Source organism: Rhabdochromatium marinum (genome assembly GCF_016583795.1).
In the GTDB taxonomy this organism is placed as follows: Bacteria; Pseudomonadota; Gammaproteobacteria; order Chromatiales; family Chromatiaceae; genus Rhabdochromatium; species Rhabdochromatium marinum.
Genome location: NZ_NRRS01000091.1, coordinates 1 through 14,267, shown reverse-complemented (window position 1 = coordinate 14,267; position 14,267 = coordinate 1). Strand labels below are relative to the sequence as shown.

At 63.7% G+C, this 14,267-nt stretch carries 13 protein-coding genes and 2 pseudogenes; 13 read left to right on the top strand and 2 right to left on the bottom strand.

All coding sequences use genetic code 11. The features are described 5' to 3' along the window. Positions 1 to 135 precede the first annotated feature (135 nt). On the bottom strand, positions 136 to 357 hold the full coding sequence (locus CKO36_RS17000; RefSeq protein ID WP_200285936.1) for a hypothetical protein: 222 nt from the start codon (positions 355 to 357) through the stop codon (positions 136 to 138). An 84-nt stretch (positions 358 to 441) separates the two neighbouring features. On the opposite strand from CKO36_RS17000, the pseudogene CKO36_RS16995 reads away from it, so the two are divergent. The 12 genes and pseudogenes from CKO36_RS16995 to CKO36_RS16940 form a co-directional block, all read left to right on the top strand. Further along, positions 442 to 816 (top strand): annotated as a pseudogene (locus CKO36_RS16995) (ATP-binding domain-containing protein); the annotation flags it as partial. Positions 817 to 826: 10 nt separating this feature from the next. After that, positions 827 to 1,543, top strand: a complete 717-nt coding sequence (locus tag CKO36_RS16990) for an SOS response-associated peptidase (RefSeq protein WP_200285935.1) — start codon at positions 827 to 829, stop codon at positions 1,541 to 1,543. 600 nt (positions 1,544 to 2,143) lie between these two features. Further along, complete coding sequence (locus CKO36_RS16985; protein WP_200285933.1) at positions 2,144 to 2,458, top strand: helix-turn-helix domain-containing protein; 315 nt, start codon at positions 2,144 to 2,146, stop codon at positions 2,456 to 2,458. Next, positions 2,458 to 4,512 (top strand): hydrogenase 4 subunit B, encoded by a 2,055-nt coding sequence (hyfB, locus tag CKO36_RS16980; protein ID WP_242469694.1) that lies wholly within the window; start codon positions 2,458 to 2,460, stop codon positions 4,510 to 4,512. The genes CKO36_RS16985 and hyfB overlap by 1 nt, the downstream gene beginning before the upstream one ends. A 75-nt stretch (positions 4,513 to 4,587) precedes the next feature. After that, the gene (locus tag CKO36_RS16975; protein ID WP_200285931.1) at positions 4,588 to 5,553 is read left to right on the top strand and encodes a respiratory chain complex I subunit 1 family protein; all 966 of its coding nucleotides are present in this window, start codon (positions 4,588 to 4,590) and stop codon (positions 5,551 to 5,553) included. A 2-nt stretch (positions 5,554 to 5,555) separates the two neighbouring features. Continuing rightward, entirely contained in the window at positions 5,556 to 6,365 is an 810-nt protein-coding gene (locus CKO36_RS16970; RefSeq protein WP_242469695.1) for a formate hydrogenlyase, read from the top strand. Next, on the top strand, positions 6,362 to 7,861 hold the full coding sequence (locus CKO36_RS16965; RefSeq protein WP_200285929.1) for a hydrogenase 4 subunit F: 1,500 nt from the start codon (positions 6,362 to 6,364) through the stop codon (positions 7,859 to 7,861). Before CKO36_RS16970 ends, CKO36_RS16965 begins: the two co-directional genes overlap by 4 nt. Positions 7,862 to 7,878: 17 nt before the next feature. After that, a complete protein-coding gene (locus tag CKO36_RS16960; RefSeq protein ID WP_200285927.1) occupies positions 7,879 to 9,510 on the top strand; it encodes a hydrogenase large subunit in 1,632 nt (543 codons plus the stop codon). Positions 9,511 to 9,544: 34 nt separating this feature from the next. Continuing rightward, positions 9,545 to 10,063: an NADH-quinone oxidoreductase subunit B family protein gene (locus CKO36_RS16955; RefSeq protein ID WP_200285925.1), complete on the top strand. Its 519-nt coding sequence runs from the start codon at positions 9,545 to 9,547 to the stop codon at positions 10,061 to 10,063. Positions 10,064 to 10,082: 19 nt separating this feature from the next. Further along, positions 10,083 to 10,850, top strand: a complete 768-nt coding sequence (locus tag CKO36_RS16950; RefSeq protein WP_338053516.1) for an alpha-isopropylmalate synthase regulatory domain-containing protein — start codon at positions 10,083 to 10,085, stop codon at positions 10,848 to 10,850. Beyond that, a complete protein-coding gene (gene truC, locus CKO36_RS16945) occupies positions 10,828 to 11,568 on the top strand; it encodes a tRNA pseudouridine(65) synthase TruC (protein ID WP_200285924.1) in 741 nt (246 codons plus the stop codon). Before CKO36_RS16950 ends, truC begins: the two co-directional genes overlap by 23 nt. A 1,097-nt stretch (positions 11,569 to 12,665) precedes the next feature. Further along, a complete protein-coding gene (locus CKO36_RS16940; RefSeq protein WP_200285922.1) occupies positions 12,666 to 12,899 on the top strand; it encodes a hypothetical protein in 234 nt (77 codons plus the stop codon). A gap of 29 nt (positions 12,900 to 12,928) precedes the next feature. Here the strand turns inward: CKO36_RS16940 and CKO36_RS16935 are convergent. Beyond that, positions 12,929 to 14,038, bottom strand: a pseudogene (locus CKO36_RS16935) (RtcB family protein); the annotation flags it as partial. Positions 14,039 to 14,135: 97 nt separating this feature from the next. Here CKO36_RS16935 and CKO36_RS20540 point away from each other — a divergent pair. Continuing rightward, positions 14,136 to 14,267: DUF4277 domain-containing protein (locus tag CKO36_RS20540; RefSeq protein WP_200284134.1), on the top strand; the 132-nt coding region annotated here is incomplete at its 3' end.

Sequence of the window (14,267 nt, the reverse complement as noted above, 5' to 3'; positions counted from 1 at the left end):
AATCGCTCAAGCAGAGCGCGTACCATGACCGTGGCAGGCGCGCGTTCAGCAAACCGGTTGAGAACATCATCAAACATCGGTTGTCAACTCCAACTCTAGAAATAATATCCATATTATACAATGAGTTGCATCACCTTAAAAGGGCTGTATCTCAAGTGTCATTGAAGTTGCCCCTGATGACATATCATCTGATCGCGCTTTAACTCCGAAGCTAAGAACATACCAAAGTGATTCAGGCTCGTTCCAAAACACTGTTATTGGATATTCAACAATAGCTGTTCGATTGGTTTGGTCTTGCACTATAGGTTTGGCATTTTTCTTTGCTGGTACGATTCTTTTTGTCTCGACTTTGGCCATTTTCAGCCCGCTCAGGCCGCTCAGGCCGTTGCGGCAAGCTGATCGAGCAAACGCTCCAGGCGCTGGGGTGAAATGAAAAGGCTATATGAGAAGGAGGTCTTCAACGGCGACATCGGTCGGATCCTCGCCATCGACACTGAAAACAGCGAGGTGCGCATCGCCTTCGATGAACGCCAGGTGATCTATGAGTTTGGCGAACTCGATGAGCTGGCGCTGGCCTATGCCACCAGTGTGCATAAAGCCCAGGGCTCGGAGTATCCGGCGGTGGTGATTCCGCTGGCCACCCAGCACTATATGCCGTTGCAGCGCAATCTGCTCTATACCGGGGTGACCTGCGGCAAGCGGTTGGTGGTGCTGATCGCGCAGCCGAAGGCGCTGGGCATGGCGGTGCGCCAGACCGGCGGGCAGCGGCTGACGCGGCTGCGGCAGCGGTTGGTTGAAGCGAGCAAGGCGCGTTGAGGACAGGCCGATGTGCGGACGTTTTGCGCAATGTTTCGATGTCCAGGCGACGGTGGATTGGCTGGAGGCGCAACCGCCGGCCGAGATACCGCTAGCGCGTTACAACCTCGCGCCCGGCAGCCGGATTCTCGCCTGTCGCGCCCAAGCGGACGGGCAGCGCGAACTCGCTTCCTTGCATTGGGGTCTGCTGCCCGGCTGGGCCAAGGATCGCAAGCTCGGCTACAAGACCTTCAACGCCCGCGCGGAGACGGTGGCGGAGAAGCCGTCCTTTCGTGCGGCATTCAAACATCGGCGCTGTTTGATTCCAGCCGATGCCTTCTACGAATGGCTGACCACGCCCAACGGCAAGCAGCCCGTTGCCTTTCGGCGCCGGGATGAGCAGCCGATGACCTTTGCCGGGTTGTGGGAGCAGTGGACCGATCCAGGCTCGGGTGAGTGCGTTGAGAGCGCGACCATCCTTGTCACCCGAGCCAACACGACCGTTGCCAGGGTCCATGACCGTATGCCCGTGATCCTTGATCGCGCGCACTGGGCTGAATGGTTGAACCCTGACAATCAGAGCACGACGCAACTGACGGCGCTGCTGCAACCCTGTCCAGGCGAGGGGATGATCGGCTATCCCGTCACGCGTTCAGTCGGTCAGCCGCGCGTCGATGCACCGGAATGTTTGGTGCCGACAGGTCCACTGATCTCCGCGACGGTTGAACAGACCGATTCCACCCCCTGATGCCAGGGATTCGGTTCGTTTCGCGCGAGGCCCCCCCGCGCCGATATTCCCGGCCTCAGATCACAGGGTTGCAAACTGATCGCGCCGGATCGCACATGGGGACTTGACAACCGCGCCGGAGTTTATGAACAGGCCCAGAGGAACACACGCTCCGCGCTAGATTTCGGGCATCAACCCCTTGCACCCTGTTGAAATAGGCGGCAAAAAAAACAAAAACAGTCACTTACAAACTGAAACAATTCTGACCAATCGAAAACGAAGCGCGCCGGGACAAGGGGTTAGAAGCCATGTGACAGCCTTTCCCACAGGGTTATCCACAGGCTTGGTGGATAAGGGGCTCTACACCTTCAGGGGCGGCATCACCCGTTACCTTTGCACCTCGCCTGCTTTCATGCCTACGCATCGACGTGTCAGTTACCCTTCACGCCGCAAGGCTTGATACTGGGCTCGCGGCTCACGATTACCCAGGCGGGACTCTCACCCGCTAGAACACGCGGCCTTGCCAGGCCGCACTAGCCCAATGATCATGTTTTAAACTTGACTTCTAAAATTCTGAGCATCTATTCTAACGGCTAAGAATTTCTTATCGATAGTTGAGACATGCTCACTGCTCCACAACTACGCGCCGCCCGGGCGCTGCTTGGACTGGACCAACGCCAGTTGGCCGAGGCGGCGGGACTGTCGCTGCCGACGATTCAGCGCATGGAGGCCAGCAACGGCATGATCCGCGGCAACGTGGATTCGCTGATGAAGCTGGTCGATGCACTTGAGCGTGCAGGCGTCGAGCTGATTGCTGAGGGCGCAACGAGCACCGGTGGCGGGCGCGGTGTACGGTTGACGGCGCTCGCAAACGCCGCTGATCCGCCTACGTCGGCTGAGCTGTCTGACGACGCGCAGGCTCGGAGCGCTGCTTGATGTCTGATCCGATGCCCGTGCTCATGCCAGCGCTCCCAGCGCCGCTCGGGCTGGCGGGGCTTGCGGTATTGCTGGCGCTGCTGTCTGGCCTGGGCGCATTGCCGGCAGGACGCTGGCCATGGCTGCTGCGCGGGTTCTCGCTGCCACTGCTCGGTCTTGCCGGGCTGGTGGCGCTCGGCGCCGGACTAGGTGCCTTGGGCACGGGGCAGGCCGAGACGGCGACCCTGCCGCTCGGTCTGCCTTGGCTGCCCTGGCAACTGCGTCTCGACGCGCTATCGGGCTGGTTCCTGCTCATCATCGGCCTTGTCACGGCGGCGGTCGGGCTCTACGGGCCTGCCTATGTGCGCAGCTTGGAGCGTGGGCAAGGTTCCCTGGCCACGCTTGGGGTCTGCTCCGGGCTCTTTGTCGCCGGCATGTTGCTGGTGGTGCTGGCCGCCGATGCCTTCCTATTCATGATCGCCTGGGAGCTGATGTCGCTGTCGTCGTACTTTCTGGTGGCCTTTCAGCATGAGCAGGCGGCCAGTCGTCGCGCCGCGTTTCTGTATCTTTTGATGGCCCATATCGGCGGCTTGGCCATTCTGCTCGGCTTCGGCGTGCTCTCGGCCTTCGGCGGCGGCTTCGCGTTCACGGCCATGGGTGGCGCTGATCTCAGTCCGACCTGGGCCACAATCGCCTTCGGCCTGGCCTTTGTCGGCTTCGGCATGAAGGCCGGCCTGGTGCCGCTGCATGCCTGGCTGCCCGAGTCGCATCCGGCGGCGCCGTCACATATCTCGGCGCTGATGTCGGCGGTGATGCTCAAGGTCGCGGTCTATGGCTTCGTGCGTGTGGTGTTCGATCTGATCGGCACCCCACACTGGCCCTGGGGCGTGGTGCTGATCATCATCGGCGGGGGGGCGGCGGTGCTCGGTGCGCTGTATGCGCTGGTGCAGACCGATCTGAAGCGTCTGCTTGCCTACTCCTCGGTGGAAAACCTGGGCGTGATCTTCCTCGGACTCGGCCTGGCACTGCTGTTTCTCAGTGCCGATCTGCCGGTGCTCGGGGCACTGGCACTGGTTGCCGCCCTGTATCACGCACTGAATCATGCGCTGTTCAAGGGGCTCCTGTTCCTCGGCACTGGGGCCATCCTGCACAGCACTCACGAGCGCGACCTGGAGCAGATGGGGGGCCTGTTGCGACGGATGCCCTGGACGGGTCTGTTCTTTCTGATTGGCGTGTTGTCGATCGCTGGGCTGCCCCCGTTCAACGGTTTCGCCTCCGAGTGGCTGTTGTTCCAGGCCGCGCTACAGTCCTGGCAGTTGGAGAGTGGCGTGCTGCGCAGCCTGGTGCCGATCGCAGCCGCAGCGCTGGCCCTGACTGCGGCGCTGGTGGCGGTGACCTTTGTCAAGGTCTTCGGCATCGCCTTTCTCGGTCAGGCGCGCTCGCGCCATGTGCGCCGGGCTCGCCGGGCACCGCTCGGCATGCGCGCAGCGCTTGGGCTGCTGGCGGTGCTATGCATCGCCTTCGGTGTGCTGCCATCCGTGGTGCTGGGGCTGCTGGATCAGGTCACCTTGCTGTTGCTCGGCGTCAGGCTACCCCAGGCCACCGCTCACGGCTGGCTGTGGCTGACGCCGGTCTCGCCGGACACGGCTAGCTACAGTGCACCCTTGGTGGTGTTGCTACTGCTCGGTATCGCCGGGCTGACACTGGTGTTGTTCAAAAGCCTGCTGAATCCCCCTGGCGCGCGCCAACGCCAGCGTCGCTGCGACCCCTGGGATTGCGGCTTTGCCGCACCAACGCCGGCCATGCAGGCGAGTGCTGGCGGTTTCGTGCAACCTCTACGCCGCGTGTTTGCCCCAACCTTCATGCTCACCGAGTTATTGCTAATCCGCGACGACGGCAGCCACCGTTGGCTGGTGCGCGTCGCTGATCGCGCCTGGGGCTGGCTCTACCTGCCGGTCGTCCGGCTGCTGGAGCAGGTGGCACGACGGGTGGTGAGGCTGCAGTCGGGCAACGTGCGTGTGTATTTGGGTTGGACCCTGGCCACCTTAGTGGTGCTGTTATGGATCATCACTTGATGTGCGCGGCGCCAATGGCGTCTGCACCAATGGCATCTGAACCCAATGGCGTCTGAGCCCGATTGAATCTGAATAATGAGCAGTTCACTCACCCTACTCGGCTGGCTGCTGGCGCTCTTGCAGGCGCTGCTCTACCTGGCACTGGCACCCTTGCTGGTCGGTTGGGTGCGGCTGGTCAAGGCGCGGCTCCAGGGCCGGCGCGGACCGAGTCCGCTGCAACCCTATCGCGACCTGCGCAAGCTGTTCAACAAAGACACCCGAGTCGCTCACACCGCCTCGCCTCTGTTTATCATCGCGCCCTATCTCGTACTGGTTGCAACCTGGCTGGCCGCCGCCACGGTGCCACTGCTGGCGCTTGAGTTACCGACCGCGGTCATCGCTGACCTGATCGTGCTCGCCGGTCTGCTGGCCCTGGGGCGGGTCTTTCTGGCCCTCGCCGGCATGGACGTCGGCACCGCCTTCGGGGGCTTCGGTGCCTCGCGCGAGATGCTGGTCTCGGCGCTGGCGGAGCCGGCCATGCTGATGGCCGCCTTCACGCTCGCGATGACCGCGCACAGCACCAATCTGTCCAGCGTCATGGCCACCCATCTGGCCGAGGGACTGGTGGTGCGGCCCTCGTACCTGTTCGCCTTCGCCGCGCTGGTGCTGGTCGCGATCGCCGAGACCGGGCGCCTGCCGGTGGACAACCCCGCGACGCATCTTGAACTCACCATGACCCATGAGGCGATGCTGCTGGAATACTCCGGGCGCCATCTGGCGCTGATGGAATGGGCGGCGCAGCTGAAACTGCTGCTCTACGCGGTGCTCATCGCCAACGTCTTTGTACCTTGGGGTATCGCGACGACACTGACCCTTGGGGCGCTGCTACTCGCGCTGGTGGCGATCTTGACGAAGCTCGTCCTACTCGGTGCCGCCTTGGGCCTGGCCGAGACGCTGTTTGCCAAGCTGCGGCTGTTTCGGGTGCCGAATCTGCTGAATCTCGCGTTGCTGCTGGGGCTGCTCGGACTGCTGAGCCATGTGATCCTGGAGGTGGGCGCGTGAACATGGCGGAGTTGTCGTTGTTGCAGCAATCGGTGGTCCTGCTCGCGGCGCTGGTGCTGTTTTTGTCGTTCGTGCTGCTGGCGCAAGCACGGCTGGTCTCGGCCATCCACGCCTTCGCCTGGCAGGGCGCCCTGATTGCTGCGGTGACCGCCGTGGTCGCGCTCATTCAGGGGGCGCATCATCTCTACGTCTCGGCGCTGCTGACCCTGGTGCTGAAGGCGCTGCTGATTCCCTGGATGCTGCATCGCCTGGTGCGTCGGTTGGCGCTGGAGCGCCATCGCGAGACCATCGCCCGCCCGGCGCTGGTGGCGAGCGGCGCGGTGGCGCTGGTGATCTTCAGTTGGTGGCTGGTGCTGCCGATCATCGCCGACAAGCTGGGTTTCACCCGCAACATCATCGCCGTGAGTCTGGCCGTGGTCCTGATCGGGCTGCTGATGATGGTGAGCCGGGCGCAGGCGGTGGCCCAGGTGCTGGGCTTCATGTCGATGGAGAACGGGCTCTTCCTGGCCGCAGTCTCGGCCACCGGTGGCATGCCGCTGGTGGTGGAGTTGGGCGTCGCCTTCGACGTGCTGGTGGCGATGGTGTTGTTCGGCGTGTTTTTCTTGCAGATCAGCGACAGCATCGACTCGTTGGACGTGGACCGGCTCAACCGGCTGCGCGAGGCCGATGCGGCGGCTGATCCGGGTGTTGGCGGCGTAGCCGACCCGGACGATGGCGGCGCGACTGAAACCGGCGCTCGCGATCCCAACCGAACGCTCGGCGCCGACGTCACCGTCCCCGCGAGCCGGTCAGCCGGCGAGGCGCGACCATGAGCGCACTGACCTGGCTGCTGCTGACGCCGCTGGCAGGTGCACTCGTGCTCCTGTTGCTGCCGCCATTGCACGCCTGGAGCCGGCACCTGGTCGGCTGGCTCTCGTTGGCGATCTCGGCGCTGACCTTGCTCGCCGCGATCTGGCTCGTCGCTGGCGTGGCCGCGACCGGTGATCTGAGCACCATCGCACTGGGCCTGCCCTGGCGGGTAGATGCCCTGAATGTCTCGCTGATTCTGCTGACCGCGTTCATTGGCGCTACCACGGCGATCTTTGCGCGACCGTACATGCTGCATGCCTGTGCTGAAGGGCGCATCGGCCCCATCCGGCTGCGCACCTTCCACAGCCTGTATCAGGTCTTCATGCTGACCATGCTGGTGGCGCTGACCACCGATAACCTGGGCGTGCTCTGGGTCGCCGTCGAGGGCGCGACGCTCGCGACCGTGCTGCTGGTGTCGCTGTACCGCACGCCGGAGGCGATTGAGGCGGCGTGGAAGTACTTTATCCTCTGCGGCGTTGGCATCGCCTTGGCGTTGTTCGGCGCCGTGCTGACCTATTTTGCTGCTCAGCATGTGCTCGCTGATCCCGAATCCGGACTGACCTGGAGCCTGCTGCATGCGGCGGCCGGGGATCTGGAACCGGCGGTGATGCGCCTGGCCTTCGTGTTTCTGCTGGTCGGCTATGGCACCAAGGTGGGTCTGGTGCCGATGCACCAATGGCTGCCGGACGCGCATTCCGAAGGGCCGACGCCGATGTCGGCGGTGCTCTCCGGTCTGTTGTTGAATATCGCGCTCTATGCCCTGGTGCGGCTCAAGATGCTGGTGGACGGCTCGCTCGCCGCGACCGCCGCGCCGCATCTGGCCGGGCAGCTGATGATGGGCTTCGGCCTGGTGTCCTTCCTGGTTGCCGCGCTGTTCCTGCATCGTCAGCGCGATATCAAGCGCCTGTTCAGCTATTCCAGCATCGAACACATGGGGCTGATGACCTTCGCCTTTGGGCTCGGCGGCGCGCTGGCCACCTTTGGCGCCCTGCTGCACATGCTGGTGCACTCGCTGACCAAGTCCGCGATCTTCATCACCGTTGGTCATGCCACCCAGATCGCCGGCACCCAGCGCATCGACCAGATCCGGGGACTGATCCGCACCCAGCCCGCAGTCGGCTGGGGACTGCTGCTCGGCGTCACCGCCATCGCCGGCTTTCCGCCGTTCGGGATCTTCACCAGCGAATTCCTGCTGTTGAACGCGACCATGCAGACCGCGCCCTGGCTCAGCCTGGCGCTATTGGTCGGGCTGGCGATCGCCTTTGCCGGGCTGTTTCGGCACCTGCAGCCGATGGTCTATGGCACGCCGCCGACCGGACAGGCACCTGTCACAGCCAACATGTTGCCGGTCGCGGTGCATCTCGGCCTCGTCATTTGGCTCGGGCTCGCAATGCCGGCGCTGCTGGCCGGCTGGCTTGAGGGTGCGGTGCTGATGGTGACGGGTACTGCCCTGCCCTAATGATCGATGAGATACACATGAAGCCCTTCGATTGGTTGTCTGAATACCGGGAGCGCCTGGATGACGAAGGTCGGCTCGTCCGCGACGCTGATCACCAAGGGCTAACGCCGGCCCGTCGGTTGCGCCTGGAGGCCGAGGACTGGGGTGCGGCGGCGCGGATCGCGGCGGCGATGGGCCTGCGCCATGCTGGGGTCTTCGCCGATCCGCCAGACCTTGCGCCCCCTGCCCAGACCAGCACCCTGCCCGACGACGAAGAGCCGACGATCACGCTGCGCGCGGTCTTGGAACAGCAAGGCGACTATCTAGTGTTGGAGACCCAGGTGCCGCTAGCGCTGCCCGAACTGCCCTCGCAGACCCCCTGGTATCCCGGTCTCGATCGGCTTGAGCGACATGCGCAGGATCTGGTCGGCGTGCGTTTTACCGACCACCCGCATCCGCATCGCTGGACTCGGCACCAGGCGTGGCGCGAGGGGCGTTTTCCGCTGCGCGCGGACTTCCCGCTGGCCGGGGAGGATCAGCGCCGCACCCAGGCGGATCGGGACTATCCGTTCGAGGCGCTGACGGGCGATGGGGTCTATCAGATCCCGGTCGGCCCGGTCCATGCCGGCATCATCGAGCCTGGGCATTTCCGCTTCCATGCCGAGGGGGAGACCGTCCTGCAACTGGAAGCGCGGCTCGGCTATGTGCACAAGGGCATCGAGCGACTAGCGGTCGGCCGCGACGCCGTTGGACTCGCGCGGCTCGCGGGAAGGATCAGCGGCGATTCGACCGTCGCGCATACCTGGGCCGCCTGTCAGGCACTGGAGCGCGCCAGTGGCTGCGAGGTGCCGGCGCGCGCGCTGGTGCTGCGTGGACTGCTCTGCGAGCGCGAGCGCGTCGCCAATCACATCGGCGACATTGGCGCGATCTGCAACGATGTCGGCATGGCGTTCATCCACATGCAGTGCGCTCGATTGCGCGAGGACTGGCAGCGCGCGAGCCAGGCCCATTTCGGCCATCGCTTGCTGATGGATCGGATCATCCCCGGTGGCGTTGCGGTCGATCTGGATGCGGCCGCGGTCGCGACGCTGCGCGCCGAGCACGAGGCCATGCGGCGCGCGATCGCGCCCATCTTCGCCATCGTCGACGAACTGCCGTCACTCGCGGATCGGCTGCTCACCACCGGCCACCTGCAAACCAAGGATGCGCGAACGCTGGGCTGCACGGGCTATGTGGCCAAGGCGAGCGGCTTAGGCTTCGATCTGCGTCGGGACGCGCCTTATCCACCCTATGATGCGCTCGCGGTCGAGGTGCCGGTGCAACAGGAGGGCGACGTTGCGGCACGGGTGCGGATGCGCATGCACGAGGTCCGTCAGAGCCTCAACCTGATGGACGAACTGCTGCGCCGCCTACCAGACGGACCGATCGCCGCAGAGCTGCCGGCAGCGTCGGCCGGTGCAATCGGACTCGGCCTGGTCGAGGGCTGGCGCGGCGAGGTGCTGGCGTTCGTGCGCTTTAGAAACGATGGGCGTATCGCACGCTACTTCGCTCGTGATCCGAGCTGGTTCACCTGGCCGGCGCTTGAGCGCCTGATCCACGGCAACATCGTCCCGGACTTCCCGGTCTGCAACAAATCCGTTAACGCGTCTTACTCGGGGCAGGACCTATGAACGATCGACCGTCGCGCAGAGGAGGATCGGTACCATGCTGCGCATCCTGAGTCAAGCCCTGCGCACCGGGCTCGCCACCGAGCCGGCCCCGTCTACCGATGACGCGGAACTGGCCGAGATCGGCGTCGCCCTGCAGCGCCGCATCGACGCCCGCGTTGGCCGCAGTCTCGCGCTCCGTCAGGTCGACGCGGGCTCCTGCAACGGCTGCGAGCTGGAGATCCATGCGCTGAATAACCCGTACTACGACCTGGAACGGTTTGGCGTCCACTTCGTCGCCTCACCGCGACATGCCGACGCGCTACTGGTCACAGGTCCGATCTCGCGCCACATGGAGGCGGCACTGCGCCGAACCTGGCGCGCGATGCCAGCGCCAAAGTGGGTCATCGCTGCGGGCGACTGCGCCTGCAACGGCGGCGAGTTCGGTTGCTCCTACGCCTGTCGCGGCAGCGTCGATCAGGTGCTGCCGGTCGACGTGAGTGTTCCCGGCTGCCCACCGACACCGCTGGACTTTTTGCGTGCACTGCTGGCGGCCTTGTCTATGCCAGAGCGCTGACCACGCAGCAAATCGAGCAATGAATCTCTACAGCCAGGGCGTCGATCCCGGGCTTGACCTGTCCGATCCCGACGCCATCATCGCCGTGGTCGAGGACTGCACCGAGATCGGCACCCATCCTCGCCATCCCTGGTTCGGCGAGCTGGTCTACATGGCCTTCTCCGGCAGCCATCAAGACGCCATCGGCAAGTGTCTGAAGCGCCAACAGCCGGATGTGCCCTGGCAGGTCGCCTATCTGCCCATCGACCCGCGCGACCTCGGCCGCGACTACCAGGCCGTGATTCAAGCCAACAGCCAGTCCGGCAAGGGCGGCATGGCCTTCCTGCTCGAGCGCGAGTTCGGCTTGCACCTCCCGGCCTGGCTGCGGCGCGAGCTGGCCCCGCTGGTGCAGCGCGCGAGCGAGGACGCCGGCGAGCAGCGCGCCACGGGCACCGGTGCCGGCGTGATCGAAGCTTTCAGCCAGGCTTGGGCCAGCGCCTTCGGCGGCCGCTTCGCCATGGTCGACTATCAGAAGCACGCCATCAGCGCCGGCACCGAGGCCGAGGCCGCCGCCTATGTGCTGATCGAGCAAGATGGCACCCGCCACGCTGGCGCCGCGATCAACCGCGATAGCCTGAGCGCGGCCATCCGCGCGCTGCTTTCGGCGCTGAATCGAGCGACACTGACGCGAGAGACACCTGTCAGCAAGACCGCCCTGGAAACAGCGGAGCAGTCACTGTCACTAGGGCGAAAACACGCTGGAACCGGGCTTGGCTCAGGGTTGGATGGATATTCTATTTCAGGATGATGCGCTGATCGCGGTGCACAAACCGGCTGGCTTGCTGGTGCACCGCAGCCTGATCGACACGGGTGCCAGCACCTTTGCCTTGCAGCTGGTGCGCGACTTGATTGGCCAGTGGGTCTACCCGGTGCATCGCCTGGATCGGCCAACCTCCGGCGTCTTGCTGTTCGCGCGCAACCCTGAGACGGCGCGCGCCTTGACCGCCCAGTTCAGCGCCAGTCGCGTCAGCAAGACCTATCACGCCATTGTGCGCGGATGGACGCAACCCGCTGGCACCATCGACCATGCCCTGCGCGAGGAACCCGACCGCATCACCGACGCGCTTGCCGATCCGGACAAACCGCCACAACGGGCGGTAACCGGCTATCGGCGCCTCGCCCAGGTGGAATTGCCATTTCCGGTGGGCCGCTACCCAAGCGCACGCTATTCGCTGCTTGAGCTGCAACCAGAAACTGGCCGTCGCCACCAGCTGCGCCGACACCTGAAGCACATTTTTCATCCCATCATCGGCGACACCACCCATGGCGACGGACGCCACAATCAATTTTTCCGCGACCGATTCGGCAATCAACGCCTGTTGCTGGTTGCCACCCGGCTGTGTCTGGATCACCCGGCGACAGGTCAGCGCCTGGTCATCGAGGCGCCGCCCGCGGAGGATTTCGCCCACATGGCGCGGGCGCTGGGGTGGAATCTCTCGGATCGATTCAAGTCTTCGGCGTTTTGATCATGGGCGGATGCACTCGCGGCCAAGACCAATCACGGTCGTTCGAGCGCGGCCCTCGCGCGGATCGACAATCGACGGAGGTCAAGCGGCAGCTTGAGGCTCGGTTCGGGATGTCACGCTCGGATTTGTCAGCATCCAATCGTGCGTTTAGCCTGTGTCGGTAATGGCAATCCTGCCACCATGACTGGCAGCCTGCGGGAGGGACCAACAGCAGGTGTGGAGGTTTACCGATGTGGATTTGGCTTGGCTTGACGGATGCGGCGTCATTGATAAGCGCAGTGCACTTGGCCAAGCGGCCGCTACCGCTCAAAACCGGTTATTGCCGCAATAGAGGCCTTCGTCGACTGTGGCTCGGCAACCGACCTACCAACTCGTTGAAAGGCCCCTCGGCGATAACTCGAGCAGGCTGCTTTAGATCAAAGATCAATCGTCCAATCGGGTCTTCAACCCTTCGCTCAAACGCAAAACGGTGATGGTCTTTGCGCAGACCGTTCCCCTCGCCTGCTCAACTGCACGGTCAGGCTGTCAGTTGGTACGTTGGGATGCGCGGTCTGGAGACCCGAAGTGGAGCGTCGCGCAGAACTCTTTCAGTGCCCGGCACTTAAACACCGAAGTAGTTGGCAGGATTCTGTAACTCGCGCTTCTTGCCGCGAAAGCTGTCGTACAGCTGCCGATGCCGCGCAAGTCCATACTCATCATCCCGGGTCTCATAGGCGCGAACCCAGTCGATCAGGTTGTTCAGGTTCTCGTTTTGCGCTTCTGGAGAGGGAAATTTCTCCGGTTCCCACGGGCGTGCGCGACAATGCGCGACACAGACCTCGATGCCGGGGTTGAGAAACAGGAGCTCTCATGCGTGGCGATAAAGCGCCGCACGTCCGCAATGCTGTCCGCTAGCGGACGCCGTGTCGGGCCGTCCGCGAAGGCGACGGTATCGAGCGACAGACAAGCGGCTGGCTCGCGGGCGAGTAGTTTCCTGGAGAAGGTGCTCTTGCCTGAACCCGCATTACCCAGAAGAATGACATTCACGGTTATCCTCAACAGCTAAAGTCCGCGCGACAGTGGCGCTGATGGCGTCTCGTCAGCATCGGGAAGCAATCATGGCGGTTATCCTCTGGCTTGTCATCGCCGTCTGGTCCTTTCACTGCATGGATCTTTTTTCCAGTGATTGGCTCAGGGGCGCCTTTTGTCCAATTCTGTTTGGAATAGCCATCCTTGTGCTGCTGGTCAAGCTCGTCTCCCGCTTGGGGCCGGGAGCTGGCGACGGATTCGGCGGCGATGGTGGGGATTGGTTCGACGTCGGTGGTGACGGGGGCGATGGCGGCGGTGATTGAGCCCCATCCACCACACCGCCTTGCTTGGCTCATCCCTTCACGCACACCACCTGCTTGAGGGTATGCACCACCTCGACCAAGTCGCTTTGGTTGGCCATGACCTGGTCGATGTCCTTATAGGCGCCAGGGATTTCATCGAGCACCCCTTTGTCCTTGCGGCAGACCACGCCCTGGGTCTGGGCTTCTAGGTCGGCTGGCTTAAACTGCTTTTCGGCGGCGGTTCGGCTCATCCGCCGCCCCGCGCCATGGGCGCAGGAACAGAAGCTCTCGGGGTTGCCCTTGCCGCGTACGATGTAGCTCTTCGCGCCCATGCTGCCGGGGATGATGCCAAGATCGCCTTCGCGCGCACGGATGGCGCCCTTGCGGGTGACCCAGACGTTGGCACCGAAGTGGTTTTCCCGATCCACATAGTTGTGGTGGCAGTTGACGACTTCCTCTGTGACGGTGAATTCGGGCAGATGCCACGCCAGCGCGGCTAGCACCAGGCGCATCATCTGGTCGCGGTTCTCGCGCGCATAGGCCTGCGCCCAGGAGACTGCCTCGACATAGTCATCAAAGTACTCGGTGCCCTCGGGCAGATAGGCCAGATCCCGGTCCGGCAGCTGAATCATCCAGCGCTCCATGTCGCGGCGGGCCAGCTCGATGAAATAATGGCCGATGGCGTTGCCAATCCCCCGGCTGCCAGAATGCAGCATCACCCAGACGCGGTTGGATTCATCCAGACAGACCTCGATGAAGTGATTACCCCCACCCAGGGTGCCGATCTGCTTGACCCAGTTGGAGAAGCGCCCGAACGCCTTGAGCAGTTGGGGGTGCTTGTCGGTCATGGCCTTGAGCGGCGCGGCGAAGGGCGCGGCGGCGTCGGTCAGCGCCCGGTCGTCCTTGTGCTGCGCGCGCCCGACCGGCACATCGCGGCTGATCTGGTCGAAGAGCTTCTTTAGTCCCTTCTCATCGATCTGCTCGGCCGTCAGCGAGGTGCGCGCGGCGGCCATGCCGCAGCCAATATCGACACCGACGGCGGCCGGGATAATGGCCTTGTCGGTGGCAATCACACTGCCGATGGTGGCGCCGATCCCTAAATGTACGTCAGGCATGGCGGCGACATGGTGGTGGATGAATGGCAGGGTCGAGATGTTGATGCCGACATTCCGCACCCGCTCACGCCACCAACAGGTTTTTTCTCAACTCATCTATCCTTGCGTTTATCGCAAACATTCAGAGGGAAGCAGGCTAGCCATGCACATCGAAACTGGCTCAAAGGCCAGTCCACAGCATTACAGCAGCCAAGCGCTCGAACACCTGGGATTGGTAGCGGGAATGTACGACGAACTGGGTCTCGGGGAGCTCATTGATCGGGTTATGGTACAG

Bases quoted from the DNA above. Each gene is read 5' to 3' on its own strand.
- truC (WP_200285924.1), top strand. From the start codon at position 10,828: ATGGATATTCTATTTCAGGATGATGCGCTGATCGCGGTGCACAAACCG.
- CKO36_RS16950 (WP_338053516.1), top strand. From the start codon at position 10,083: ATGAATCTCTACAGCCAGGGCGTCGATCCCGGGCTTGACCTGTCCGAT.
- CKO36_RS16960 (WP_200285927.1), top strand. From the start codon at position 7,879: ATGAAGCCCTTCGATTGGTTGTCTGAATACCGGGAGCGCCTGGATGAC.
- CKO36_RS16955 (WP_200285925.1), top strand. From the start codon at position 9,545: ATGCTGCGCATCCTGAGTCAAGCCCTGCGCACCGGGCTCGCCACCGAG.
- CKO36_RS16985 (WP_200285933.1), top strand. From the start codon at position 2,144: ATGCTCACTGCTCCACAACTACGCGCCGCCCGGGCGCTGCTTGGACTG.
- CKO36_RS16970 (WP_242469695.1), top strand. From the start codon at position 5,556: ATGGCGGAGTTGTCGTTGTTGCAGCAATCGGTGGTCCTGCTCGCGGCG.
- CKO36_RS16975 (WP_200285931.1), top strand. From the start codon at position 4,588: ATGAGCAGTTCACTCACCCTACTCGGCTGGCTGCTGGCGCTCTTGCAG.
- CKO36_RS16990 (WP_200285935.1), top strand. From the start codon at position 827: ATGTGCGGACGTTTTGCGCAATGTTTCGATGTCCAGGCGACGGTGGAT.
- CKO36_RS16940 (WP_200285922.1), top strand. From the start codon at position 12,666: ATGGCGGTTATCCTCTGGCTTGTCATCGCCGTCTGGTCCTTTCACTGC.
- CKO36_RS16965 (WP_200285929.1), top strand. From the start codon at position 6,362: ATGAGCGCACTGACCTGGCTGCTGCTGACGCCGCTGGCAGGTGCACTC.
- CKO36_RS17000 (WP_200285936.1), bottom strand. From the start codon at position 357: ATGGCCAAAGTCGAGACAAAAAGAATCGTACCAGCAAAGAAAAATGCC.
- hyfB (WP_242469694.1), top strand. From the start codon at position 2,458: ATGTCTGATCCGATGCCCGTGCTCATGCCAGCGCTCCCAGCGCCGCTC.